The organism is Pantoea dispersa (assembly GCF_014155765.1).
Classification (GTDB): Bacteria; Pseudomonadota; Gammaproteobacteria; order Enterobacterales; family Enterobacteriaceae; genus Pantoea; species Pantoea dispersa.
Window position 1 is genome coordinate 22743 of record NZ_SCKT01000006.1, and the last position, 26003, is coordinate 48745.

The following is a 26003-nucleotide window of genomic DNA, read 5'->3' on the forward strand; positions in this document are numbered from 1 at the left end:
CTGCCAACCCCAAGCTATGATTTAACAGTGATGTGCCGGTTGTTAACTGTTTTTACTTTGCGAATGGAATAGTTGTTGTACACGGCCAGGATCTTTCCCACGGAGGGTGTCCTTCCTTGCTGCTGTATGTATGGCTCATGAAAAGCAGCGCACCTATAGCGACAATCCTGTCTCTCCGGTCGCCTGCGCAAAAAATCATAGGAAGAAAGTCATGTCAGAGCTTCCCGATCGCCATGCGATCAATGCCCTTTTCGCCGGGAATTATGCCGACCCCTTCTCAGTACTGGGGATGCACCAGACCACACAAGGTCTCGAAGTGCGTGCGCTGTTACCGGATGCATCCGAAGTTTGGGTGATTGAAACCAACACCGGCCGCAAATGCGCCCAGCTTAAATGTCTTGATTCGCGCGGCTTCTTCAGCGGCGTGATCCCGCGCCGTAAAAACCTGTTTCGCTACCAGCTGGCAGTCAACTGGCACGGCCAGCAAAACCTGATCGACGATGCCTACCGCTTTGGCCCGCTGCTGGCGGAGATGGATGCCTGGCTGCTGGCCGAAGGCACGCACCTGCGGCCGTATGAAACGCTCGGCGCGCACGGCACCACCATTGATGGCGTCGCCGGTACGCGCTTCGCCGTCTGGGCCCCGAACGCGCAGCGCGTTTCGGTGGTAGGCGAGTTTAACTTCTGGGATGGTCGCCGCCATCCGATGCGTTTCCGCCGCGAACTCGGCATCTGGGAGCTGTTTGTCCCCGGCGCGGTTAATGGCCAGCTGTACAAATTCGAGATCATTGATGCGCACGGTCAGATGCGCATCAAAGCCGATCCGTTCGCCTTCGAGGCGCAAATGCGCCCGCAGACCGCCTCGATGATCTGCGGCCTGCCGCCGAAGCTGGAGATGCAGCCACAGCGCAAAATCGCCAACGGCTTTGACCAGCCGATCTCCATTTACGAGGTGCATCTCGGTTCGTGGCGTCGCCACACCGACAACAATTTCTGGCTGAGTTACAAAGAGCTGGCCGAACAGCTGGTGCCCTATGTCAAAGAGATGGGCTTTACCCATATCGAGCTGTTACCGATCAACGAGCATCCGTTCGACGGCAGCTGGGGCTATCAGCCGCTCGGCATGTACGCGCCGACGCGCCGCTTCGGCACGCGCGATGAGTTTCGTCACTTTATCGCCGCAGCCCACGAGGCGGGTCTCAACGTGCTGCTCGACTGGGTGCCGGGCCATTTCCCCAGCGACGATTTTGGCCTCGCCAAATTCGACGGTACCGAGCTGTACGAGCACAGCGATCCGCGCGAAGGCTACCATCAGGACTGGAATACGCTGATCTACAACTTTGGCCGGCGCGAGGTCAGCAACTATCTCTCCGGCAATGCGCTGTACTGGATGGAGCGCTTCGGTATCGATGGCCTGCGCGTCGATGCGGTGGCGTCGATGATCTATCGCGACTACAGCCGCAAAGAGGGTGAGTGGGTACCTAACCAGTTTGGCGGCCGTGAAAATCTCGAAGCCATCGCCTTCCTGCGCCATACCAACCGCACGCTGGGCCGCGCCGCACCCGGCAGCATCAGCGTGGCGGAAGAGTCTACCGATTATCCCGGCGTGACGCGGCCATCCGAGGATGGCGGCCTGGGCTTCTGGTTCAAATGGAACCTCGGCTGGATGCACGACACCCTCGACTACATGAAGCTCGATCCGGTGCATCGCCGCTACCATCATCAGCTGATGACCTTCGGCATGCTGTACAACTACACGGAAAACTTCGTGCTGCCGCTGTCGCACGACGAAGTGGTCCACGGCAAAAAGTCGATCCTCGACCGCATGCCGGGTGATACCTGGCAGAAGTTTGCCAACCTGCGCGCCTATTACGGCTGGATGTGGGGCTTTCCCGGCAAAAAACTGCAGTTTATGGGCAACGAATTCGCTCAGGGGCGGGAATGGAACCACGACACCAGCCTCGACTGGCATCTGCTGGAGGGGCTGGATAACTGGCACCACGGCGTGCAGCGTCTGGTACGTGACCTGAACCACAGCTATCGCCACTTTTCGCCGCTCTATCAGCTCGATTTCGATGCCAGCGGCTTCGAGTGGCTGGTGGTCGACGATCACGAAAACTCGGTCTTTGTATTTGTACGCCGCGACCGCGAGGGCAACGAACTGATCGTCGCCAGTAACTTCACGCCGGTGCCGCGTCACAACTATCGCTTCGGCGTGAATCAGCGCGGCGGCTGGCGCGAAGTGCTGAACACCGATCAGCATGATTATCACGGCAGCGATCTGCGCAATCACGGTATCGTCCATTCCGATGACATCGCAAGCCACGGGCGCGCGCAGTCGCTAAGCCTGACGCTGCCGCCGCTCGCCACGCTGTGGCTGGTGCGGGAGGGCGATTGATGCTCCAGCCGGGCCAGCCGGTACCGCCGGGTGCCCATTATGACGGGCGCGGCGTCAACTTTACGCTGTTCTCGCGCCACGCGGAGCGGGTGGAGCTGTGCCTGTTTGATGAACAGGGGAGTGAGCAGCGTTTTCCTCTGCCGGCGCGCAGCGGTGACATCTGGCATGGCTATGTTCCGGCGCTAAAGCCGGGCCAGCGCTATGGCTACCGCGTGCATGGGCCGTGGCAGCCAGAGCGCGGTCATCGTTTCAATCCGGCCAAACTGCTGGTCGATCCCTGTGCCAAAGCGGTATGCGGCGCGGTGCCAGACGACGCGCGCCTGCTGGGTGGAGAGTGGCAGCAGGATGATGCCGATAGCGCTGGCGTTGCGCCCAAATCGCTGGTGATCGCCGACGATTTTGACTGGCAGGACGATTGTGCGCCCCGCACGCCGTGGGGCAGGACGGTGATTTACGAGGCGCACGTTCGCGGCCTGACGCAGCAGCATCCGGAAATTCCGGAAAGGCTACGCGGGACATATGCGGCGCTGGGGCATCCTGCTATGGTGAGCTATCTGCGCCGGCTGGGTATCACCGCGCTGGAGCTGCTGCCGATAGCCGCGTTTGCCAGCGAGCCGCGCCTGCAACGGCTCGGCCTGAGCAACTACTGGGGCTATAACCCGTTTGCGCTGTGGGCGCTGCATCCGCATTACGCGGCGGGTGAAGCGGGCCAGACGCCGCTGCAGGAGTTTCAGCAGGCGGTAAAAGCGCTGCACGCGGCGGGCATTGAAGTGATTCTGGACGTGGTGTTCAACCACAGCGCCGAGCTGGAAGAGATTGGCCCGACACTGTCGCTGCGCGGCGTCGACAACGCCAGCTATTACTGGCTGGGCGATAACGGTGAATATCACAACTGGACCGGCTGCGGTAATACGCTGAACCTCAGCGATCCGCAGGTGCTTGACTGGGCGCTGGGCGCGCTGCGTTACTGGGTGCAAACCTGCCACGTTGACGGCTTTCGTTTCGATCTGGCCAGCGTGCTCGGGCGCACGCCGGATTATCGCCAGGATGCGCCGTTGTTTGTGGCCATGCAGGCCTGCCCGGTGCTGTCGCAGGTGAAGCTGATCGCTGAACCCTGGGATATCGGCCCCGGCGGCTATCAGGTGGGCAACTTTCCGCCGGGCTTCGCTGAATGGAACGACCATTTTCGCGATACGGCGCGCCGCTACTGGCTGCACGGTGAGTTGAGTAACGGTGATTTTGCCCGCCGCTTTGCCGGCTCAAGCGATGTATTTCAGCGCGCGGCGCGTCTGCCGCACGCCAGCATTAATCTGATCACCGCGCACGACGGCTTCACGCTGCGTGACGTGGTGAGTTATAACCAGAAGCATAATCAGGCCAACGGCGAAGATAATCGCGACGGCAGCAGCAGTAATTTCAGCCATAACCATGGTTTTGAAGGGCTGCAGGGCAACTTCGATGTGGTCGAGCGGCGGCGGCGCAGCGTGCACGCATTGCTGACCACACTGCTACTGGCGCAGGGCACGCCGATGCTGCTGGCCGGTGACGAACGCGGTCACAGCCAGCACGGCAACAATAATGCGTACTGTCAGGATAACCCGCTCACCTGGCTGAACTGGCAACAGGATGATTTTGGACTGGTCGACTTCACTGCCGCGTTAATCCGGTTGCGTCAGCATATTCCCGCGCTGACGCAGGACAGCTGGTGGCAGGAGGGCGATGGCAACGTGCAGTGGTTAAATGCCAGCGGCAAACCACTGGAAAGGGATGAGTGGGAACAGGGGATGCACAGACTGCAGATCCTGCTCTCCGGCCGCTGGTTACTAACGATAAACGCCACGGATTCGGTGAGTGACCTTGCCTTACCAGACGGAGAATGGCGAGCCATTCCTCCTTTCGCCGGGGAAGATAACCCCATCCTGACAACTGTCTGGCACGGGCCCGCACACGGCGTGTGTGTGTTCCTAAAGCAATCATAAGGAGTCAGACATGGTGAAATTAGATAGAAACGACCCCCTGATGCTGGCGCGCCAGCTCCCTACACAGACGGTTGCCCTGATCCTTGCTGGCGGGCGCGGTACGCGCCTGAAAGATCTTACCGCCAAACGCGCCAAGCCTGCCGTGCACTTCGGCGGCAAGTTCCGCATCATCGACTTTGCGCTCTCCAACTGTATCAACTCCGGGATTCGGCGCATCGGCGTCATCACCCAATATCAGTCACATACGCTGACGCAGCACATTCAGCGCGGCTGGTCCTTGTTCAACGAAGAGATGAATGAGTTTGTCGATCTGCTGCCGGCGCAGCAGCGCGCCTCGACCGAACACTGGTATCGCGGTACCGCCGATGCGGTCACGCAGAATCTCGACATCATTCGCCGTTACAACGCGCAGTACATCGTGATTCTCGCCGGGGATCACATCTACAAAATGGATTACTCGCGCATGCTGCTCGACCACGCCGATCGTGGCGCCAAGTGCACCATCGCCTGTCTGCCCGTACCGCTGCATGAGGCCACCGCGTTTGGCGTGATGGCAGTCGATGCGGACAACAATGTAATCGATTTCGTTGAGAAACCGGCGCAGCCGCCGTCCATGCCGGGCGACGACAGCAAAGCGCTGGCCAGCATGGGCATTTACGTGTTCAACGCCGATTACCTCTATGAGCTGCTGGAGGAGGATTTGCAGATCGCCGACTCAAGCCACGATTTCGGTAAAGATCTGCTGCCGAAGATCGTCGCCAGCGGCGAAGCCTACGCGCACTCCTTCACGCTGTCGTGCGTACAGAACGACGAAAACGCGGAACCTTACTGGCGCGACGTCGGTACGCTGGAAGCTTACTGGCGCGCCAACCTCGATCTGGCCTCGGTGACGCCCGAACTCGATATGTATGACCACGAATGGCCGATTCGTACCCACATGGAGCCGCTGCCGCCGGCCAAATTTGTCCAGGATCGATCCGGCAGTCACGGCATGACCATGAACTCGCTGGTCTCCGGCGGCTGCATTATTTCCGGCTCGGTGGTGGTGAATTCGGTGCTGTTCCCGCGCGTGCGCGTTAACTCGTTTTGCAATATTGATTCGGCGGTGCTGCTGCCCGATGTGGTTATCGGGCGATCGTGCCGTTTGCGTCGCTGCGTCATAGACCGTGCCTGCGTCATTCCGGAAGGCATGGTGATTGGCGAAAATCCGGATGAGGATAGTCGCCGTTTTTACCGTTCAGAAGAGGGCATCGTACTGGTGACGCGCGCCATGCTGGCCAAATTGGCCGCTGCGGGTCAGTAAGTGACGAAAGGCAAAGAACATTGCCGCGTGGAACGCGGGCGATAACACAATAGGGGGTCAGGATGCAGGTTTTACATGTCTGTTCAGAGCTTTTCCCGCTGCTAAAAACCGGCGGACTGGCTGATGTCGTCGGCGCATTGCCTCAGGCACAAATTGCCGAAGGTATGGACACGCGGGTGCTGATTCCGGCGTTTCCGGATCTGCGTAAAGGGATTCCTGATACCGAAGTGGTGGCGGAGCTGCAAACCTTTGCCGGGCCGGTCCGCTTGCTGTTTGGGCCCTTCAACGGCGTGGGGATATATTTGATTGATGCGCCGGGACTGTACGATCGTCCCGGCAGCCCGTACCACGATACGTCGCAGTTTGCCTATGTCGATAACTACCTGCGCTTTGCGCTGCTCGGCTGGATGGCGGCTGAGCTGGCCAGCGGGCTGGATACATACTGGCAGCCGGACATCGTGCACGCGCACGACTGGCACGCCGGTCTGGCTCCGGCCTATATCGCCGCACGCGGACGTCCGGCGAAAACGGTGTTTACCGTGCATAACCTGGCGTATCAGGGGCTGTTTTCCGCGCGGCATCTGGACGAAATCCAGATCCCGCGCGCCTATTTTGAAATGCACGGGCTGGAATTCTACGGCCAGATTTCTTACCTAAAGGCCGGCCTGTTTTATGCCGATCATATAACTGCGGTCAGCCCGACCTATGCGCTGGAGATCACCCGTCCGGAGTTCGGCTACGGCATGGAAGCGCTGCTGGAGCAGCGGCTGCGCGAAGGACGGCTGAGCGGTATTCTCAACGGCGTCGATCCCGGCATCTGGGATCCGGCACACGACCTGCTGCTTACCGCCCGCTACGACCGCGACACGCTGGAGAGCAAAGCGGAGAATAAACGTCAGCTGCAGATTGCCATGGGGCTGAAGGTTGATGACAAAGTGCCGGTGTTCTGCGTTATCAGCCGTTTAACCAAACAGAAAGGGCTGGATCTGGTGCTGGAAGCACTGCCGGGACTGCTGGCGCAGGGCGGGCAACTGGTGCTGCTGGGTCAGGGCGATGCGGAACTGCAGCAGGGCTTCCTCGCCGCAGCCGCTGAGCATCCGGGCAGCGTCGGCGTGCAAATTGGTTATCACGAAGCCTTCTCGCACCGCATTGTCGGTGGTGCGGACGTCATTATGGTGCCCAGCCGTTTCGAACCGTGCGGTCTGACGCAGTTGTACGGTCTGAAATATGGCACGCTGCCGCTGGTCAGGCGCACCGGTGGACTGGCGGATACGGTACAGGACAGCTCGCTGGAAAACCTCGCCGACGGCGTAGCCAGCGGCTTCAGCTTCGAAGACAGCAATGCCTGGTCACTGCTGCGCGCGATTCGTCGTGCTTTTGTTTTATGGTCCCGTCCTTCACTCTGGCGTTATGTTCAGCGCCAGGCGATGGGGATGGATTTTAGTTGGCAGGTGGCAGCACAAGCCTACCGCGATCTTTATCAACGCTTGCTGTAATGAGAGATTGGGATACCGCATATGAACGCACCTTTCACCTATGCCTCACCCACGCTGACGGTTGACGCCCTCAAGCACTCAATCGCCTATAAGCTGATGTTTACCATTGGTAAAGATCCGTCGATCGCCAACAAGCATGAGTGGCTGAACGCCGCGCTGCTGGCGGTACGCGATCGCATGGTGGAGCGCTGGCTGCGCTCCAGCCGTGCGCAGCTGTCGCAGGATGTGCGCCAGGTTTATTACCTGTCGATGGAGTTTCTGATGGGGCGCACGCTGGGCAATGCCTTGCTGGCGATGGGTATCTATGACGATCTCAACCAGGCGCTGGATGAGATGGGACTCGACCTCAGCGAGCTGATGGAAGAAGAGAACGACCCCGGACTCGGCAACGGCGGTCTTGGCCGGCTGGCGGCCTGCTTCCTCGACTCGCTGGCCACGCTGGGCCTGCCCGGGCGCGGCTACGGCATTCGCTACGATTACGGCATGTTCAAACAGAACATTGTTGACGGGCAGCAGCGTGAATCGCCGGATTACTGGCTGGAATACGGCAACCCATGGGAGTTCCAGCGCTTTAATACCCGCTACAAAGTGCGTTTTGGCGGGCGGTTGCAGCATGAAGGCAGCCGGGTACGCTGGGTTGAGACCGAAGAGATCGTGGCGATGGCTTACGATCAGATCATCCCTGGCTTCGACACCGATGCCACCAACACGCTGCGGCTGTGGGGCGCGCAGGCCAGTAACGAAATCAACCTCGGCAAGTTCAATCAGGGCGACTACTTCGCGGCGGTGGAAGATAAAAACCACTCGGAGAACGTGTCGCGCGTGCTCTATCCCGACGACTCGACCTACTCCGGGCGCGAGCTGCGTCTGCGCCAGGAGTATTTTCTCGTCTCCGCCACGGTACAGGATATCCTCAATCGCCACTGGCAGATGCATGAAACCTGGGACAACCTGGCCGACAAAATTGCCATCCACCTCAACGATACCCATCCGGTGCTGGCGATTCCCGAGCTGATGCGTCTGCTGATTGATGAGCACAAGTTTACCTGGGACGACGCCTTTGAAGTCACCTGTCAGGTGTTCTCGTACACCAACCATACGCTGATGAGCGAAGCGCTGGAGACCTGGCCGGTGGACATGATCGGCAAGATCCTGCCGCGTCACCTCAGCATCATCTTCGAAATCAATGACTACTTCCTGAAGACCATTCAGGACTACTATCCGGACGACTGGGATCTGATGGCGCGCATCTCGATCATCGACGAAAACGATGGTCGCCGCATCCGCATGGCGTGGCTGGCGGTGGTGGTTAGCCACAAAGTTAACGGCGTGTCGGAGCTGCACTCTAATCTGATGGTGCAGTCGCTGTTCGCCGATTTTGCCCGCCTGTTCCCGGGGCGTTTCTGCAATAAAACCAACGGCGTGACGCCACGCCGCTGGCTGGCGCTGGCCAACCCGGCCTTGTCAGAGGTACTGGATGACGCCATTGGCCGCACCTGGCGTACCGATCTGGCTCAGCTGAGCGAGCTGGTGCCGCACATTGACTATCCGGCGTTTATTGAACAGATCGCCGATGCCAAGTTCGCCAACAAGAAGCGCCTCGCGGAGTGGGTGGCGAAGAATATGGATATCGTGCTGGATCCGCAGGCGCTGTTCGACGTGCAGATCAAGCGTATTCACGAATACAAACGTCAGCTCCTGAACGTGCTGCACGTCATCACGCGTTACAACCGCATCAAAGCCGATCCGACCGCAGAGTGGGTGCCGCGCGTTAATATCTTCGCCGGGAAAGCGGCGTCGGCCTATTACGTCGCCAAGCACATCATTCACCTGATCAACGATGTCGCCAACGTGATCAACAACGATCCGCAGGTGAAGAACAAGCTGAAGGTGGTGTTTATCCCTAACTACGGCGTCAGCCTGGCGCAGATCATCATTCCGGCGGCGGATCTCTCCGAGCAGATCTCTACCGCCGGCACCGAAGCCTCCGGCACCAGTAACATGAAATTTGCGCTAAACGGCGCGCTGACCATCGGTACGCTGGACGGGGCCAACGTGGAGATGCGCGAGCACGTCGGCGCAGAAAATATCTTTATCTTCGGCAACACCACGCCGCAGGTGGAGAAGCTGCGCACTGAGGGCTATAACCCGCGCAAATACTATGAAGAGGATGCGGAACTGCACCAGGCGCTGACGCAAATCGCCAGCGGCGTCTTCAGTCCGCAGGAGCCGGGGCGCTACCGTAACCTGTTCGACGCGCTGGTCAACTTTGGCGATCACTATCAGCTGCTGGCGGATTACCGCAGTTATGTGGATACCCAGGATAAGGTGGATAAGCTTTATCGCCAGCCGGAAGAGTGGCAGCGGCGTGCGGCGCTGAACATCGCCAATATGGGCTATTTCTCCGCCGACCGTACCATTCAGGAGTACGCGGATGAGATCTGGCATATTTCGCCGGTGAGGTTATAAAAAAGGTCGCCATGAATGGCGACCCTACAAAATATGGCCCGATGCGCATTGATGCGCATCGGATACAATCCCACAACCGCTGCTGTTTGTCACAGGGTGCGCATTAATGCGCAACTGGCACAATCCCACAACCGTTGCTGTTTGTCACAGGGTGCGCATTGATGCGCAACTGGCTCAATCCCACAACCTTTGCTGTTTGTCGTAGGGTGCGCATTAATGCGCACCTGGTAACGGCTTACTTCAGAGTAATACTCTTCACAATCGCATCGGCATCGCTCTGCGCCTGCTGCTGATTGTCGGCGGGCAGAGTGATCTGCAGCGTCAGCAGTTTACCGTCCACCTTCGCCAGAATAACCGAGGACCAGGAGGTCTGGTTATTGGCGGAAATCACCGTATCCAGCTGCTGTGCCGGCTGGTCTTTCAGCGTTACCGCTTTGTTCGACACCACCTGCAGCTGCGGATCGCGGTTGCGCTGCTGCTGCTCCAGACGCTGAGCCAGCGCATCCAGTCCTTCACTGGTCGGATCGCCCGCAATCACGATAATTGCGCGCTGGCCGGTTTCATCGGCATACACGTGCATATTGGTGGATTCCGAACCCAGCTTGCCGCTCTTATCTGACATGCCTGCTGGCAGGCTGAAACTCAGCTTACCGTCCATCAGGTTTACTGTCTGTGCTGACTGACTGGCGCTGGCGCCGTTGCTGTTTGCCGCCGTGTCGTCTTTCTTCTGATCACACGCCGCCAGGCCTAACACCAGCAGGCCGATGCCCGCATATTTCACTAAGTTACGCATTCTTATCCCTTCGTAAGGTTTCCATCAGCCGTTATCAAAACGGAATCGGTGCTTAAAAGCAATCAGCGCTTTGTCAGGAAATCTTAGCGTGCCGTGGCGTTTCGTCTACGTTCAATTAGCCGAAATTCATCTGGCGCTGAGCCGAACGTTCCGCCAGACGCTTAAGTGCCGCATTGAGCAGAACACCGTAAGCAGGCAGGAAGAAAACCATGCAGATCAGCACTTTGAAGCTGTAATCCACCAGTGCGATCTCCACCCAGTGGCTGGCCATGAACGGGTCCGGACTCTTATAAAAGGCGATAAAGAAGAAGGCCAGCGTATCGCTGATATTGCCGAGGAACATGGCACAGGCAGGCGCAATCCACCATTGCGGCAGTTTACGCAGGCGGTTAAACACGTGCACATCAAGGATCTGCCCCAGCGCATAGGCCATAAAGCTGGCGCAGGCGATACGCGCCACGAACAGATTGACCTCCTGCAGCGAGGCCCAGCCCTGCCACGCGCCCTGATAAAACACGCACGACACGATGTAGGAGATAAACAGCGCCGGAATCATCACCGCAAGGATAATGCGCCGTGCCAGCGGTGCGCCAAAAATACGCACGGTGAGATCGGTGGCGAGAAAAATAAACGGGAAGCTAAACGCACCCCAGGTGGTGTGGAAACCGAAAATCGCGACCGGCAGCTGCACCAGATAGTTACTGGAGGTAATCACCAGCAGGTGAAACAGCGACAGCCAGAATAGCGCATGCATGCGCTGACGAGCAGAGAAGTTAATCATAAAGGCCTTTTTTTAAAAATGGGGTGAGGGAACCCATCCTCTTCATACTTCAGGTTTTATGTGCGTTGGCTGCGCCTGCTCACCCCAGTCACTTACTTCAGTAAGCTCCTGGGGTGAGCAGGCTTGCCGCCTTCCTAAAACCTGAATTATTTTGAGGAATTGGCAGTAACATTAAAAAATCGGACGGCATCTTAGCGTGTTGCGCAACAAATGCAATGGTTAATTTTAACGCAATCGTTCTCGCCTTGCGCGCGCGCTGTAGCGCGTTAGAATGAGCGCCCACCCTGAATAAAGACAGAGAATCATGAGCGATCCTTTTTCCGCTGCGGACCATACGCTTGATGCGCTTGGGCTGCGCTGCCCGGAGCCGGTGATGATGGTGCGCAAAACTGTGCGTACCATGCAGGCGGGCGAAACGTTGCTGATCATCGCCGACGATCCGGCGACCACGCGTGATATTCCCGGCTTCTGCCGCTTTATGGAGCATCAGCTGCTGGCACAGCAGACCGAGAGCCTGCCGTACCAGTATCTGATCCAGAAAGGCGCGGAGGCCTGATCGCGGCATCCGCCCGCCTCAGCGCTGACGCAGCAGGCGCAGCGCGTTGGCGGTGACCAGCGCGGTGGCACCCGAATCGGCCAGCACCGCCAGCCACAGGCCGGTAAAGCCGAGCAGCGTGGTGACGAGGAAAATCGCCTTCAGCCCCAGCGCCAGCGCAATATTCTGACGGATAATGGCGCGCGTGCGGCGTGCCAGCTGCACGGTGCGCGGCAGAATCGCCAGGTTATTCTGCGTCAGAGCCGCATCGGCCGCTTCCAGCGCCACATCGGTGCCGCTGCCCATGGCAATTCCCAGCGCTGCGGCCTTCATGGCTGGCGCATCGTTGATGCCATCGCCGACCATCGCCAGCGGCTGCTGTTCGCCCAGTTCACGCACGGCGGCTACCTTATCCGCAGGCAACAGACCGGCGCGATAGCTGATGCCGAGTTCGGCGGCAATCGCGGCGGCGGCGCGCGGATTATCGCCGGTCAGCATCACGCTGCGAATCCCCAGCGCCTGCAGCGCCGCCAGCGCACTGCGGGCCTCCTCGCGCAGCAAATCCTGCAGCGCCAGCAGCCCGAGCGGCTGTGCTTCGCGCAACAGCACCACCACGGTTTTGCCCTGTGCCTCCAGCTGCGCAATCTGCTGCTGCTGCGCGTCACTCAGCGCCGCCACATCGCGCGGTGCCAGCAGCTGGTGCATCACGCCGTTGATCTGCGCGCGAATGCCGCTGCCGGCCAGTGTTTGCTGATGCTGCGCCGGTGGAATCACCTGCTGCTGGCGCTGCGCTTCCGCGACTATCGCCCGCGCCAGCGGATGGCCGGAGCCCTGCTCAATAGCGGCCGCGAGGCTGAGCAGCTGTTGCTGTGCATCCGCGCCAAACGGCTGCACGTCGGTAACCTGCGGTTTACCGGCGGTCAGGGTGCCGGTTTTATCAAACGCCAGCGCCTGCACCCGGCTGAGGCGTTCGAGCGCCGCGCCGCCTTTAATCAGCGCGCCCTGGCGAGCCGCCGCCGCCAGGCCGGAAGTGATAGCGGCAGGCGTGGAGATCACCAGTGCGCACGGGCAGCCAATCAGCAGCAGCGTCAGCCCTTTGTAGATCCACGGCGGCCAGGCGCCTAATCCGAGCAGCGGCGGCAGCACCATCACCAGCAGTGCCAGCAGCATGATGGCCGGCGTGTAGAGGCGGCTGAAGCGATCGATAAAACGCTCCACCGGCGCGCGGTGACTTTCAGCTTCTTCTATCAGCTGCAGAATGCGGTCGATAGCGCTGTGGCCCGGCTGTGAGGTCACGCGCAGCGTCACCAGCCGATCCACGCTGGTTGCGCCTGCCATCACGGCATCGCCCGGCTGATGGGCCACCGGTAGCGATTCGCCGGTCAGCGCGCTTTCATCAAAGCTGGCGCTGGCGTGCAGCAGCTCGGCATCGGCGGGCAGACGACCGCCTGCCGCCACTTCAATCACATCGCCAGGCTGCAGCGCCGCCAGTGCCACCTGCTCACGCTGTGTGCCATTGACGCGCGTGGCGGTGTCCGGACGCAGCGCCATCAGCGCGGTGACGCCACGGCGCGCCCGCGCGGCGGCATAGGCTTCCAGCCGTTCTCCCAGCTGGAACAGCAGCAGCACCATGGCAGCTTCGGCATGGGCGCCAATCACCAGCGCGCCCGCGGCGGCGAGGGTCATCAGGGTTTCAATGCTGAACGGTGAGCCGCTGCGTATGGCCTGCCACGCGCTGCGGGCTACTGGCACCAGACCAACCAGCGTGGTAAGCACAAACAGGCGATCGCCCCACAGCGGCGTGAGCTGGCTCAGCAGCCAGCTGGCGATCATCAACAGCGTGAGCAGTATGAGCGAGGCATTATCGCGCCAGCGGCGCGCCGCCGGTGCGGGGTTCTCAGTGGATTTCAGGCTAAAGCCGGCGTGGTTAACGGCCTGTTCGATAGCCGGACGAATATCGCTGTGCGCCTCCACCAGCAGATTTTCACTGGCGAATATCACCCGCGCGCTGGCGACCTGCGGCAGCTTTTGCACGGCGGTTTCGATTTTGCGGGCGCAGCTCGGGCAGTCCATGCCGGCAATCTGCCAGCGGAACTGATAGGGCGCGGATGCGCGCCTGTCGCTGTCGGCGTCGCCGCCGCCGGGACTGTCGTCATCGCTGGTGCAGCAGCCGCAATCACTGGACGCGGCCACCGGCTGCGCGGCGGAAATCTTCAGGGATGCAGGCTGAACGCTGCGTACCGCGCACAGCGGTTTTGGCTGACGGTGTGATTTGCCACAGCGGCAAGAGTGGGCATGTTGATGCATGTGACCTCCGGTTGCAGAAGCGGGCCGATGCCCGCAGTCTGCATGCTACACTCTGGAGTGGACTCCAGAGTCAAGCGGTGAGGTCACTTTTTTCAGTACAGCCACAGTGAACGCACAATCATGAAGTGACCGGCGAAGTAGCAGGCGGCAACGATGGCGCTGTCAGCGCTGAAGCGACGGCGATAGTGCGAGATAAACCACACGATGTTAGCCAGCAACAGCAGCACGGCACCCACCAGCAGCGAGAAACTGTAATCGGTCGGACGGAAGAAGTAATTTTCCGCCGCCATCCAGTTCATCACCAGCGTCATACCAATCAGCGTACAGATCGGCCAGCGCAGCGTATCCAGTTTTGACCAGATAATGGCGATCACGATGATACCAATCACCAGGAAGGTGAGCGGAATCGGCCAGAAGAAGCTCATGGTCATGTGCGCGGCAAAGCTGATGGTGTACAGCAGATGCGAAAGGAAAAAGGCGCCGAGCGCATACAGCATCTGCTGACGCGGCAGCAGGGTTAACGCATCGCCCACCAGCGTAGCGACCAGGCCAGCCAGAATCAGGTAGTCGGTGGTGTTAAGCGTGGGAGCCTGCCACGCCCAGGCAACCAGCAACAGCAGCGTAACGGGTTTGAACAGCCAGCGCTGCCACTGCGGGCCGCGGTAGGAGGCATCGACATACAGCCAACCGGAAAAAAGGACTGCAAGGAAAGACCAAAGCATTTTTTCTCCCTTTTGTGAACGTGTCGCCCACATTGATGAATTTTCCCAAAATCGCGATCTCAGTTTAAGTTACTGGCGGCAAATGTGACAATCGGGCAACTCTGGTTGTATGCTTTGGCGTCTTTTATCTGTTAACCCCCGACGTAAAGTGCGAGAGAAAACATGAGCAAACCACCGCTAATCTTTTTTATCGTCCTGGCTGTAATTGCCATCCTGGCAACCCGTCAGTTTATCAAGCAGCGCCGCGAAGCCGCGGTCAACGACGCTTCACCGGTGCGCTCAATGAGTGTGGAAGTGAAAACCAAGCGAGAGTTTCCGGCCCCCAATCGCCGTTCGCGTCAGCGCGAAGAGATTGTGGCGGAAGAGATGAAGTATGAAGCCTGGTTCCATCCGCTGAACGGCGCCGGTGATTTTAAGGTCAACGTCAGCGCCAGCGATTATCACCAGATGGACAAAGGCGTGAAGGGTGAGCTGAAAATGCAGGGCACGCGCTTTGTCAGCTTTACCCCGGCGCAATAGGCACTAAAGCGCACGGGGCTGAAGCCGCGCGCGCTGTCTTACGTTACGACGGATAGTGCTTTTTCTGCCACGCCAGCAGTTCAAATACGCCAAAGAAGAAGATTTTCGCCTGCGTGACGCGGCTCAGCTTTGGCGCCTCCTTTGGTTGCGTGGCACGCAGCAGTACCAGCTGCAGGCCGTGCATCACCACCATAAAGAACAGCGCAACGTGGACAAAGTAGCGCAGCGGCGTCGGGAAAGGGTGCACCAGGTTAAGCAGCAGAAATGCCCAGACGCAAATCATCAGCAAACGTCCCAGATTAAGCCACATCATCGGTCTCCTGTTGGCGTTGATAGAGGCGATAGGCCACCTGACCGGCAATCTTCTCGCGATACAGATCCCAGTTAGCCGGTGCCAGCGGGGGGCCGTGTTCCACTTCGCTCTCAACATAAATCAGCGCGTGGGCGGCGAGCCAGCCATTGTTCTCCAGCAGCGTTAGTGTCTCCTGCAGCAGGCCTTTGCGGAACGGCGGATCAACAAACACCACGTCAAACGGCTCGCCGGGCTGGCTTAGCCACTGCAGCGTATTGGTCTGGACGACGCTGGCGTTACTGGCGCGCAGCGTGTGCAGGTTTTGCGTCAGCTGCTGCGCCACGTGACGTTCCAGTTCCAGCAGGGTCGCGGAGGCGGCATAGCGTGACAGCGCTTCTAAGCCCAGCGCGCCGCTGCCGGCATAGCAATCGAGGCAGCGCGCCTGCTGGATATCCGGCGCCAGCCAGTTAAATAGCGTTTCACGCACGCGGTCGGTGGTCGGGCGCAGGCCGGCGCTGTCCGGCACCGGCAATTTGCGGCCGCGCCACTGTCCGCCAATCAGGCGAATCTGGCCTGCCGCGCCGCTGTTGCGGGGGGATTTACTCATTTCGCTCACAACTCGTCATAATTTGTTGCGTAGTTTAACGGGCGTAGCAGGCAGAAGAAACGTTAAAAAAGGGTGCTGTGGTGCGCTGGCAGGAAAGTGTTAGACTACTAAGTTGATAAAGCGGACGTAATTGCCTGATTTTTACGCCGCTCACGCGCGAAAAAGTGAATTTTTTATCCCCTGGGAACAGCGTGCTACCGGGAATAAGCCATCGAGGAGTGTGGTCACACAATGGCAAAAGAGAAAAAACGCGGCTTTTTTTCCTGGCTGGGCTTTGGCAAAGAAGAGCAGCAGCCAGCGGAAGAGCAGGCGCAGCAGCAGCCGACCGATCAACCGGCACCCGCCGCTGAAGAGAGCGCGTTAGCAAGCGCCGAAGCGCAGGCCGCCGAAACCGTGATCGTCACTGAGCAGGTGGCAGAACAGCAGGCCGAATCGTCGGTTCACGCCGACGCTGAAATGCATCCCGTTGCGGAAGCAGAAACCGCAGCCGAATCCAATGCTAACGCTGATGACGCAGAAACCACTGCCGTCAGCGCGATTGAAGAAGAGGTACTGCCGGAAGATCATCCGCAGCCGGAGCTGATGCCGGTTGAAGAGGAGCCGCAGGCTGAAGAACTGATTATTGAAGCACCGGTTTTCTCTGAGGAGCCTCAGCCAGAGGACGCAGAGGACGCAGACGCACCGCTGAGCGATGAAGAGCTGGAAGCGCTGGCGTTAGCGGAAACCTATGCCGAAGACGCGGCAGAAGAGCGCGTGGCGACAGACACCGTGAGCGATCTGCCGCTGGCGGCCGCGCCGATTGTGGCCCAGGAGCAGGAGCGCCCCACCAAAGAGGGCTTCTTTGCCCGCCTGAAACGCAGCCTGGTCAAAACGCGTGAAAACCTCGGATCCGGCTTTATCAGCCTATTCCGCGGCAAAAAAATCGATGACGAGCTGTTTGAAGAGCTGGAAGAGCAGCTGCTGATTGCCGATGTCGGCGTGGAAACCACGCGCCGCATCATCACCAGCCTGACGCAACAGGCCAGCCGTAAGCAGCTGCGCGATGCCGAAGCGCTGTATGGCCTGCTGAAGGCTGAAATGGCCGGCATTCTGGAAAAGGTCGATGCCCCGCTGGACGTGGCGGGCAAAACACCGTTCGTTATCCTGATGGTCGGCGTTAACGGCGTGGGTAAAACCACCACCATCGGTAAGCTGGCGCGTCAGTATCAGGCGCAGGGCAAGTCCGTCATGCTGGCGGCGGGTGACACCTTCCGCGCGGCGGCGGTAGAGCAGCTGCAGGTCTGGGGCCAGCGCAACAATATTCCGGTGGTCGCGCAGCATACGGGCGCGGATTCTGCATCGGTCATTTTTGACGCCATCCAGGCGGCGAAATCGCGCCACGTTGACGTGCTGATCGCCGATACCGCCGGCCGCCTGCAGAACAAAGCGCACCTGATGGAAGAGCTGAAAAAAATCACCCGCGTGATGAAGAAGCTGGACGATGAGGCACCGCATGAGGTGATGCTGACGATTGACGCCAGCACCGGCCAGAACGCCATCAGCCAGGCGAAGCTGTTCCACGAAGCGGTCGGCCTGACCGGCATCACCCTGACCAAGCTCGACGGCACCGCAAAAGGTGGCGTGATCTTCTCGGTGGCCGATCAGTTTGGCATTCCGATTCGTTATATCGGTGTCGGGGAAGGCATCGAAGATTTACGGCCGTTTAAGGCCGCCGACTTTATTGAGGCACTGTTTGCCCGAGAGGAATAATTGGCATGATTCGCTTTGAAGAGGTCAGTAAGGCTTATCTGGGAGGACGCCAGGCGCTGCAGGGCGTGGATTTCCATTTGCGTCCCGGTGAGATGGCGTTTCTGACCGGCCACTCAGGCGCGGGGAAAAGTACCTTACTGAAGCTGATTTGTGGCATTGAGCGCCCGAGCGCCGGGCAAATCTGGTTCAGCGGTCACGATATTTCCCGGCTGCGTCACAGCGAAGTGCCTTTCCTGCGCCGTCAGATCGGCATGATTTTCCAGGATCACCACCTGTTGATGGATCGTTCGGTCTACGACAACGTGGCGATCCCGCTGATTATTTCCGGGGCCAGCGGCGAGGATATTCGCCGTCGCGTGTCGGCGGCGCTGGACAAAGTCGGCCTGCTCGACAAAGCAAAAAGTTATCCGATTCAGCTCTCTGGCGGTGAACAGCAGCGCGTCGGCATTGCCCGCGCGGTAGTGAATAAACCGGCCGTGCTGCTGGCGGATGAACCGACCGGTAACCTCGATAACGCGCTGTCGGAAGATATTTTGCGCCTGTTTGAAGAGTTCAACCGCGTGGGCGTTACGGTACTGATGGCGACGCACGACATCGGGCTGATCGCACGCCGCAATTATCGCGTGATGACGCTTAATCAGGGACGTCTGCACGGAGGCCACGATGGTCAATAAACGTAACAAGCGTCCGGCTGCGCCGAAAACGGCGAAGCAGCCGTCAAAGAGCAAAGCGCTGAAAGGCGGCTGGCAGGAGCAGTGGCGCTACGCGTGGCGCGGTACGCTGTCCGACATGTATCGTCAGCCGCTGGCGACGCTGCTGACGGTAATGGTCATCGCAATTTCGCTGACGCTGCCCAGCGTGTGCTACATGGTGTGGAAAAACGTCAGCCAGGCCGCCGCGCAGTGGTACCCGGCGCCGCAGCTGACGGTTTACCTCGACAAAGCGCTGGATGACACGGCGGCAGAGAACGTGACCGCCGAGCTGAAAAAGCTCGATGGCGTGGACAAGGTGAACTACCTGACGCGTGAAGAGGCGCAAAGCGAGTTCCGCAACTGGTCCGGTTTTGGTGGTGCGATGGATATGCTGGAGCAGAACCCGCTGCCGGCGGTGGCGATCATCACGCCGAAGCTGAACTTCCAGAACTCCGATACCATGGCCAATCTGCGCGATCGCGTGGCGAAAGTGCAGGGCGTGGATGAAGTGCGCATGGATGACAGCTGGTTTGCGCGTTTAGCCGCACTCACCGGGTTGGTGGGGCAGGTGGCGTCAATGATCGGCCTGCTGATGGTGGTGGCGGTGTTCCTGGTGATTGGCAACAGCGTGCGCCTGAGCATTTTTGCCCGGCGTGACACCATCAACGTACAGAAGCTGATTGGCGCGACCGATGGCTTTATTCTGCGGCCTTTCCTCTACGGCGGCGCGCTGCTCGGTTTCAGCGGTGCGGTGCTGTCGCTGATTCTGTCGGAAGTGCTGGTACTGCGCCTGCAGTCGGTGGTGGCGCAGGTCGCCTCCGTCTTCGGCACCAGCTTCGCGCTGGAGGGCTTTTCATGGGATGAAGGTCTGCTGCTGCTGTTAATCGCGGCCATCATCGGCTGGATTGCCGCCTGGCTGGCGACGGTGCAACATTTACGTCGTTTTACGCCGCAGTAACCCATAGCAACGATTTTTTGATATACTCTTCCTCTGCTGCCGACGACCTGGGAGCAGAGGATTTCTCCGATTTCCCCCGCCGTCATCTGTGTGTAAAATATTCACTGCTATAATTGAACTTGTGGATAACTTTGACGTCCAAGTAGCACAGATTGCTTTTGGTTTTCACGCGTCGTTGACATAATGTAACGGCTGCGCAGGGAAACGAGCAGCAAGTCCATTGAATTTGTGAGGGTTTGAATGACCAAAGAAATGCAAACTTTAGCGATTGCTCCTCTGGGCAACCTGGAATCTTACGTCCGGGCTGCTAACAACTGGCCGGTATTAACGGCAGAAGAGGAAAAAGCACTGGCTGAGCGGCTGCATTACCAGGGCGATCTGGATGCAGCTAAGACGCTGATCCTGTCTCACCTGCGCTTTGTTGTTCATATCGCTCGTAACTATTCCGGTTACGGCCTGCCGCAGGCGGACCTGATCCAGGAAGGTAACATCGGCCTGATGAAGGCGGTGCGTCGCTTCAACCCGGAAGTCGGGGTGCGTCTGGTGTCGTTTGCCGTGCACTGGATCAAAGCGGAGATTCACGAATACGTGCTGCGTAACTGGCGTATCGTGAAAGTTGCCACCACCAAAGCACAGCGCAAACTGTTCTTTAACCTGCGTAAAACCAAGCAGCGTCTCGGCTGGTTCAATCAGGATGAAGTCGAAATGGTGGCGCGCGAGCTGGGTGTCAGCAGCAAAGACGTGCTGGAAATGGAGTCGCGCATGGCGGCCCAGGATATGACCTTCGACATGTCGTCTGATGACGATGCGGGCGAAGGCAAGCCGATGGCACCGGTGCTGTATCTGCAGGATAAAACCTCTGACTTTGCCGACGGCATCGAAGAGGATAACTGGGATGCGCACGCCGCTGACAAGCTGAGTGACGCAATGCTGAGCCTGGATGAGCGTAGCCAGCACATTATCCGCGCCCGCTGGCTGGATGATGACAACAAAACCACGCTGCAGGAGCTGGCTGACCAGTACGGTGTGTCTGCCGAGCGCGTGCGTCAACTGGAAAAGAACGCCATGAAGAAACTGCGTATGGCGATTGAAGCCTGATTAACGGCTGACAGATAAATGGGGCGACCAGCGGGTCGCCCTTTTTTATGCGCGCAATAACCGGCGACGACGTATGACCTGTGCGGATGGCAGCACGGTCGCCATGAATGGCGACTCTTCAGGACGCGCATTCATAGGCATCGTTAATCACGATCCCACGCAATCTGTACGCTCGTTCGCAATCCCCGTAGGGTGCGCATTCATGCGCACCGTTAATCACGCTCCTGCGCCACATACGTATTCATGCGCACCGCTCTGCACGGCGTAAAATCGCCGCTTAACGCATCCACCCGTCGCTCTGCGCGCGAAAGCCACACGCCTGCATAAACGCCGCGCGTACGCGCTGATCGTCTTCGCCGTCATCGGCAACCCACCAGTGATCCAGCGCGCTGTTCTGCGCTATTGTCTCTTCCAGCAGATACTGCCCTACGCCGCGCCGCCGCGTGACTTCACGCACTTCCAGCTGCGTAATCTTGCCCAGCGTGCCGCGAATCTCCAGCCGCAGCGCCCCAAGCAGGCGATCGTTAAAGCGCGCTGCATACAGCCGCTGCGCTTCACTGAGGCTGGCTTCCAGCTGCGCGATATCCTGTTGCGGCCAGACTTTGGCTAAATCCAGTCGATCCTGCGGCGTCAGCGTGCTGATGCGCTGAATAGTGAGCTTCATAACCCTTACCTGTACTGGCAGAAAGGCCTTAGTGTAGCGAATTTAGACAGTCAGAGCGCTGTCACTTTTTTGCGATGAAAAGAGGTCAAATGCCAGCCACTTTGCCAGGATTGTGGAGTAAGCCCGCATCGATCGCTGAAAAAGCCAGCATAACGCGCTGGCCTGGCGGTGAAAAACCGGCCATAAAAACCAGAGTAATCTGCTGTTCTCGTCAGCTTTTACTGAATATGTCAGTTGATTTACAGAAGAAAGTTCCTGTTTAATAACCTGAAAAATAAAGCCTTCTTAACAAAAAATGCCAGAAAAGAGTGCTAACTCATTATTCTCAAATCAGTTTTGCTCTTTGACTGGCAGATAAATAACCAATCACAACAGACACGACACAACAGATGGGGAAGTTCGCATGAAAATGAGTAAAGGACGCGCTTTACTGGCGGGTTGCGTAGCGCTGGCGATGAGCCATGCGGTACTGGCGAAAGACATCAAAATTGCGATTGTCGGTGCGGCAACCGGCCCGGTGGCGCAGTACGGTGATATGCAGTTCACCGGTGCGGCCCAGGCGATCAAGGACATCAACGCCAAAGGCGGCGTAAACGGCGACAAGCTGGTCGGCGTAGAATATGACGACGCCTGTGACCCGAAACAGGCGGTTGCGGTGGCCAACAAAGTGGTCAATGACGGCATCAAATACGTTATCGGCCACCTGTGCTCCTCCTCCACTCAGCCGGCATCAGACATTTATAACGATGAAGGCATTCTGATGATCACCCCGGCGGCTACCGCGCCTGAACTGACCGCGCGCGGCTATGCCGACGTGATGCGTACCACCGGTCTGGATTCCGATCAGGGCCCGACCGCGGCCAACTACATCCTCGATCAGATCAAACCAAAACGTATTGCCGTGGTACATGACAAGCAGCAGTACGGTCAGGGCCTGGCGGAATCCGTGCAGAAAACCCTGAAGGCGAAAGGCGGCAACGTAGTGCTGTTCGAAGGGATCACCGCTGGCGATAAAGACTTCTCCACGCTGATTGCGCGCCTGAAGAAAGAGAACGTTGACTTCGTTTACTACGGCGGTTACTACCCGGAGCTGGGCCAGATTCTGCGTCAGGCTAAAACGGCCGGTCTGAAAGCCGGCTTTATGGGACCAGAAGGGGTCGGCAACGCTTCCCTGTCTAACATCGCGGGTGACGCCTCTGAAGGCCTGTACGTGACGCTGCCGAAGCGCTACGACCAGCTGCCAGACAACAAAGCGATTGTGGACGCGATCAAAGCCAACAGCGCATCAAACCGCAAAGATCCAACCGGCCCGTTCGTCTGGACCACCTATGCGGCTATTCAGTCACTGGTGGCGGGCATTGAGCGCAGCAAAAGCGATGAGCCTGATGCGATTGCTAAAAACCTGAAAGAGGGTGCGCCGGTGCCCACCGTGATGGGTAACCTGAGCTGGGACCAGAAGGGCGATCTGAAGGGCTTCGAATTTGGCGTCTTCAAATGGCACAAAGACGGTTCTTCTACCGCAGTTAAGTAAGCACGCTCCTGAATTGTCCCTCTCCTGATGGGCGAGGGCAGGGTGCGGCACCGCGCACGCGCGCTGAATGAGGCGCTGCGACGCGGTGCTCTCACCCTAACCCGGTGCCGAACGCACCGGGGATTTCCCGTTTACATGCAGGTCCTCACTATGTCCGAGCAGTTTCTCTATTTCATTCAGCAGATGTTCAACGGGGTCACCCTCGGGAGCACCTACGCGCTGATCGCCATCGGTTACACCATGGTTTACGGCATCATCGGCATGATCAACTTCGCCCACGGCGAGGTGTACATGATCGGCAGCTATGTCTCCTTTATCGTGATTGCCGCCCTGATGATGATGGGTATCGACACCTCGTGGCTGATGATTGCCGCCGGGTTCGTGATGGCGGTGATTATCTCCAGCGCCTACGGCTGGAGCATCGAGCGCGTGGCGTATAAGCCGGTGCGCTCCTCCAAACGCCTGATCGCGCTGATCTCGGCGATTGGTATGTCGATCTTTCTGCAGAACTACGTCAGCCTGACGCAGGGCTCGCGCGATCTGGCGCTGCCCAGCCTGATCACCGGCCAGTGGACGCTGGGTGAGAGCAACGGCTTTGCCGCCACGCTCACCACCATGCAGCTGGTTATCTGGGTCGTCACCTTCCTCGCGATGCTGGCGCTGACGCTGTTCATCCGCTATTCGCGCATGGGCCGCGCCTGCCGTGCCTGCGCTGAAGACCTGAAAATGGCCAGCCTGCTGGGCATCAACACCGACCGCGTGATCTCACTGACCTTTGTGATCGGCGCAGCGATGGCGGCCGTGGCTGGCGTGCTACTGGGGCAGTTTTACGGCTCCATCAACCCGTTCATCGGCTTTATGGCTGGCATGAAAGCCTTTACCGCGGCGGTACTGGGCGGCATCGGCAGCATTCCGGGCGCAATGATTGGCGGCCTGGTGCTGGGCATTGCGGAAGCGCTGACGTCAGCCTATCTGTCGACCGAATATAAAGACGTGGTGTCGTTCGCGCTGCTGATCGTGGTGCTGCTGGTGATGCCAACCGGTATCCTTGGCCGTCCGGAGGTGGAGAAAGTATGAAACGCCTCGGTCTGGTTAACGCCGTGGTCTCCACGGTGATGCTGCTGGTACTCGCCAGCTTCTTTATGGGTATGCGCCTCGATCTCGACGGCACCAAACTGGTGGTGGCGAATGCGGGCGCCGTGCGCTGGAACTGGATCTTCCTCGGCTGCGCAGTGGTGTTTGTGTTCCAGCTGCTGCGTCCGCTGTTGCAGGGCAAGTTTAAGCGCAGTGGCAAAGGGCTGGTGCTGCCGGGTTTTGACGGTTCGACACCAAAACAAAAGCTGCTGATGCTGCTGGTGATTGTTGCCGCCGTCGCCTGGCCCTTCTTCGTGTCGCGCGGCAGCGTGGATATTGCCACACTGACGCTGATCTACGTGATGCTCGGCCTCGGCCTGAATGTGGTAGTGGGCCTGTCCGGCCTGCTGGTGCTGGGTTACGGCGGCTTTTACGCCATCGGTGCTTACACCTTTGCGCTGCTGAATCACTATTACGGCTTTGGCTTCTGGGAAAGTCTGCCGCTGGCGGGTATTGTCGCCGGTGCCTTTGGCCTGCTGCTGGGCTTCCCGGTGCTGCGGCTGCGCGGTGACTATCTGGCGATTGTGACGCTCGGCTTTGGTGAGATCGTGCGTATTCTGCTGCTGAACAGCACATCAATCACTGGCGGTCCCAATGGAATCGCGCAGATCCCCAAGCCGAGCCTGTTTGGTATTGAATTTGGCCGGCGCGTCAGTGAAGGCGGCTGGACCACCTTCCACGAGCTGACGGGCCTGGCGTACGATCCCAATCACCGCGTGATTTTCCTTTATCTGGTGGCGCTGCTGCTGGTGGTGCTGACGCTGTTCGTCATCAATCGTCTGCTGCGCATGCCGCTGGGGCGTGCGTGGGAAGCGCTGCGTGAAGATGAGATCGCCTGCCGTTCGCTCGGTCTCAGCCCAACGCGCATCAAGCTGACGGCCTTTACCATCAGCGCGGTGTTCGCCGGTTTCGCCGGTACGCTGTTTGCCGCGCGTCAGGGCTTTGTCAGCCCGGAATCTTTCACCTTTGTCGAGTCCGCGTTTGTGCTGGCGATTGTGGTGCTGGGCGGCATGGGTTCGCAGCTGGCGGTAATCCTGGCCGCGATTCTGCTGGTGGTGTCGCGCGAGCTGATGCGTGATTTGAACGAGTACAGCATGCTGGTGCTCGGTGGTTTGATGGTGCTGATGATGATCTGGCGTCCGCAGGGGCTGCTGCCGATGAAGCGTCCGCACCTGAAGCTGAAACAGGCAAAACAAGGAGAGCAGGCATGAGTCAGCCTTTATTAGCCGTTGAAGGCCTGATGATGCGCTTCGGCGGCCTGCTGGCCGTCAACAACGTGGCGCTGGAACTGCATCCGCAGGAGATCGTCTCGCTGATTGGCCCGAACGGGGCGGGGAAAACCACGGTATTCAACTGCCTGACCGGTTTCTATAAGCCAACGGGTGGCACCATCAAACTGCGCGATCAGTCATTACAGGGCCTGCCGGGGCAGAAGATTGCGCGCATGGGCGTGGTGCGGACCTTTCAGCACGTGCGCCTGTTCCGCGAGATGACGGTGATTGAAAACCTGCTGGTGGCGCAGCATCAGCATCTGAAAAGCGGCGTGTTCTCCGGGCTGTTTAAAACCCCGGCGTTCCGGCGCGGCGAGAGCGAAGCGCTGGACCGCGCGGCCAGCTGGCTGGAGCGCATTGGTCTGCTGGAGCTGGCTAACCGTCAGGCCGGCAATCTGGCTTATGGCCAGCAGCGCCGGCTGGAGATCGCCCGCTGCATGGTGACGCGTCCGGAAATCCTGATGCTCGACGAACCGGCCGCCGGCCTCAACCCGCGCGAAACGCACGAGCTGGATGAGCTGATCGCTGAACTGCGCGGCGAACACAAGGTGACGGTGTTGCTGATTGAACACGATATGAAACTGGTGATGGGCATTTCTGACCGCATTTATGTGGTGAATCAGGGAACGCCGCTGGCCAACGGTACGCCGGAAGAAGTGCGTAACAACCCGGATGTGATCCGTGCTTATTTAGGTGAGGCGTAAC

Annotated in this window: 22 protein-coding genes; 15 read left to right on the forward strand and 7 right to left on the reverse strand. The window is 59.0% G+C overall.

Annotated elements, in window-relative coordinates; all coding sequences use genetic code 11:
* Positions 1 to 211: 211 nt before the first annotated feature.
* The 5 genes from glgB to glgP all read left to right on the forward strand — a co-directional run bounded on the left by glgB (position 212) and on the right by glgP (position 9645).
* Complete coding sequence (glgB, locus tag H7K56_RS16545; RefSeq protein WP_031279793.1) at positions 212 to 2398, forward strand: 1,4-alpha-glucan branching enzyme; 2187 nt, start codon at positions 212 to 214, stop codon at positions 2396 to 2398.
* Positions 2398 to 4377: a glycogen debranching protein GlgX gene (gene glgX / locus H7K56_RS16550; protein ID WP_021508023.1), complete on the forward strand. Its 1980-nt coding sequence runs from the start codon at positions 2398 to 2400 to the stop codon at positions 4375 to 4377. Before glgB ends, glgX begins: the two co-directional genes overlap by 1 nt.
* A 10-nt stretch (positions 4378 to 4387) precedes the next feature.
* Positions 4388 to 5680, forward strand: coding sequence for a glucose-1-phosphate adenylyltransferase (glgC, locus tag H7K56_RS16555; protein WP_058757590.1), 1293 nt, complete (start codon positions 4388 to 4390; stop codon positions 5678 to 5680).
* 62 nt (positions 5681 to 5742) lie between these two features.
* A complete protein-coding gene (glgA, locus tag H7K56_RS16560; RefSeq protein ID WP_058757589.1) occupies positions 5743 to 7176 on the forward strand; it encodes a glycogen synthase GlgA in 1434 nt (477 codons plus the stop codon).
* A 21-nt stretch (positions 7177 to 7197) separates the two neighbouring features.
* Positions 7198 to 9645: a glycogen phosphorylase gene (gene glgP / locus H7K56_RS16565; protein ID WP_058769996.1), complete on the forward strand. Its 2448-nt coding sequence runs from the start codon at positions 7198 to 7200 to the stop codon at positions 9643 to 9645.
* A gap of 235 nt (positions 9646 to 9880) precedes the next feature.
* Here glgP and H7K56_RS16570 read toward each other — a convergent pair whose 3' ends face one another.
* Both H7K56_RS16570 and H7K56_RS16575 read right to left on the reverse strand, forming a co-directional pair.
* On the reverse strand, positions 9881 to 10438 hold the full coding sequence (locus H7K56_RS16570; RefSeq protein WP_021508019.1) for a DcrB family lipoprotein: 558 nt from the start codon (positions 10436 to 10438) through the stop codon (positions 9881 to 9883).
* A 115-nt stretch (positions 10439 to 10553) separates the two neighbouring features.
* Positions 10554 to 11219: a 7-cyano-7-deazaguanine/7-aminomethyl-7-deazaguanine transporter gene (locus H7K56_RS16575; RefSeq protein WP_021508018.1), complete on the reverse strand. Its 666-nt coding sequence runs from the start codon at positions 11217 to 11219 to the stop codon at positions 10554 to 10556.
* 304 nt (positions 11220 to 11523) lie between these two features.
* On the opposite strand from H7K56_RS16575, the gene tusA reads away from it, so the two are divergent.
* Positions 11524 to 11775 (forward strand): sulfurtransferase TusA, encoded by a 252-nt coding sequence (gene tusA / locus H7K56_RS16580; RefSeq protein WP_059009884.1) that lies wholly within the window; start codon positions 11524 to 11526, stop codon positions 11773 to 11775.
* An 18-nt stretch (positions 11776 to 11793) separates the two neighbouring features.
* On the opposite strand, the gene H7K56_RS16585 is transcribed toward tusA, so the two are convergent.
* Both H7K56_RS16585 and H7K56_RS16590 read right to left on the reverse strand, forming a co-directional pair.
* Positions 11794 to 14061 carry a zinc/cadmium/mercury/lead-transporting ATPase gene (locus tag H7K56_RS16585; protein ID WP_150360508.1) on the reverse strand — a complete coding sequence of 756 codons (2268 nt, stop codon included), beginning with the start codon at positions 14059 to 14061 and terminating at the stop codon, positions 11794 to 11796.
* Between the two features lie 92 nt (positions 14062 to 14153).
* A complete protein-coding gene (locus H7K56_RS16590; protein WP_021508015.1) occupies positions 14154 to 14783 on the reverse strand; it encodes a lysoplasmalogenase in 630 nt (209 codons plus the stop codon).
* A gap of 162 nt (positions 14784 to 14945) precedes the next feature.
* On the opposite strand from H7K56_RS16590, the gene H7K56_RS16595 reads away from it, so the two are divergent.
* Positions 14946 to 15302, forward strand: coding sequence for a DUF2500 domain-containing protein (locus tag H7K56_RS16595; RefSeq protein WP_021508014.1), 357 nt, complete (start codon positions 14946 to 14948; stop codon positions 15300 to 15302).
* Positions 15303 to 15345: 43 nt separating this feature from the next.
* Here H7K56_RS16595 and H7K56_RS16600 read toward each other — a convergent pair whose 3' ends face one another.
* Positions 15346 to 15612 (reverse strand): DUF1145 family protein, encoded by a 267-nt coding sequence (locus H7K56_RS16600; protein ID WP_150360519.1) that lies wholly within the window; start codon positions 15610 to 15612, stop codon positions 15346 to 15348.
* Positions 15602 to 16201 (reverse strand): 16S rRNA (guanine(966)-N(2))-methyltransferase, encoded by a 600-nt coding sequence (rsmD, locus tag H7K56_RS16605; protein WP_021508013.1) that lies wholly within the window; start codon positions 16199 to 16201, stop codon positions 15602 to 15604. Before rsmD ends, H7K56_RS16600 begins: the two co-directional genes overlap by 11 nt.
* Positions 16202 to 16432: 231 nt before the next feature.
* Here rsmD and ftsY point away from each other — a divergent pair, with 231 nt between their 5' ends.
* From ftsY to rpoH, 4 genes are all read left to right on the forward strand, one after another.
* Complete coding sequence (gene ftsY / locus H7K56_RS16610; RefSeq protein ID WP_058774947.1) at positions 16433 to 17950, forward strand: signal recognition particle-docking protein FtsY; 1518 nt, start codon at positions 16433 to 16435, stop codon at positions 17948 to 17950.
* Positions 17951 to 17955: 5 nt separating this feature from the next.
* Positions 17956 to 18624: a cell division ATP-binding protein FtsE gene (gene ftsE, locus H7K56_RS16615; protein WP_021508011.1), complete on the forward strand. Its 669-nt coding sequence runs from the start codon at positions 17956 to 17958 to the stop codon at positions 18622 to 18624.
* Entirely contained in the window at positions 18614 to 19600 is a 987-nt protein-coding gene (ftsX, locus tag H7K56_RS16620) for a permease-like cell division protein FtsX (protein ID WP_021508010.1), read from the forward strand. Before ftsE ends, ftsX begins: the two co-directional genes overlap by 11 nt.
* 240 nt (positions 19601 to 19840) lie before the next feature.
* The gene (gene rpoH, locus H7K56_RS16625) at positions 19841 to 20698 is read left to right on the forward strand and encodes an RNA polymerase sigma factor RpoH (RefSeq protein ID WP_021508009.1); all 858 of its coding nucleotides are present in this window, start codon (positions 19841 to 19843) and stop codon (positions 20696 to 20698) included.
* A gap of 277 nt (positions 20699 to 20975) precedes the next feature.
* Here rpoH and panM read toward each other — a convergent pair whose 3' ends face one another.
* Positions 20976 to 21362: an aspartate 1-decarboxylase autocleavage activator PanM gene (panM, locus tag H7K56_RS16630; protein ID WP_058774946.1), complete on the reverse strand. Its 387-nt coding sequence runs from the start codon at positions 21360 to 21362 to the stop codon at positions 20976 to 20978.
* A 403-nt stretch (positions 21363 to 21765) separates the two neighbouring features.
* Here panM and H7K56_RS16635 point away from each other — a divergent pair, with 403 nt between their 5' ends.
* The 4 genes from H7K56_RS16635 (at position 21766) to livG (ending at position 26002) form a co-directional block, all read left to right on the forward strand.
* Positions 21766 to 22893, forward strand: coding sequence for a branched-chain amino acid ABC transporter substrate-binding protein (locus tag H7K56_RS16635; protein ID WP_021508007.1), 1128 nt, complete (start codon positions 21766 to 21768; stop codon positions 22891 to 22893).
* Between the two features lie 150 nt (positions 22894 to 23043).
* Positions 23044 to 23970 (forward strand): high-affinity branched-chain amino acid ABC transporter permease LivH, encoded by a 927-nt coding sequence (gene livH / locus H7K56_RS16640; RefSeq protein ID WP_010615899.1) that lies wholly within the window; start codon positions 23044 to 23046, stop codon positions 23968 to 23970.
* The gene (locus H7K56_RS16645) at positions 23967 to 25238 is read left to right on the forward strand and encodes a high-affinity branched-chain amino acid ABC transporter permease LivM (protein WP_150360507.1); all 1272 of its coding nucleotides are present in this window, start codon (positions 23967 to 23969) and stop codon (positions 25236 to 25238) included. The genes livH and H7K56_RS16645 overlap by 4 nt, the downstream gene beginning before the upstream one ends.
* On the forward strand, positions 25235 to 26002 hold the full coding sequence (gene livG / locus H7K56_RS16650) for a high-affinity branched-chain amino acid ABC transporter ATP-binding protein LivG (RefSeq protein ID WP_150360506.1): 768 nt from the start codon (positions 25235 to 25237) through the stop codon (positions 26000 to 26002). The genes H7K56_RS16645 and livG overlap by 4 nt, the downstream gene beginning before the upstream one ends.
* Position 26003: the final 1 nt, after the last annotated feature.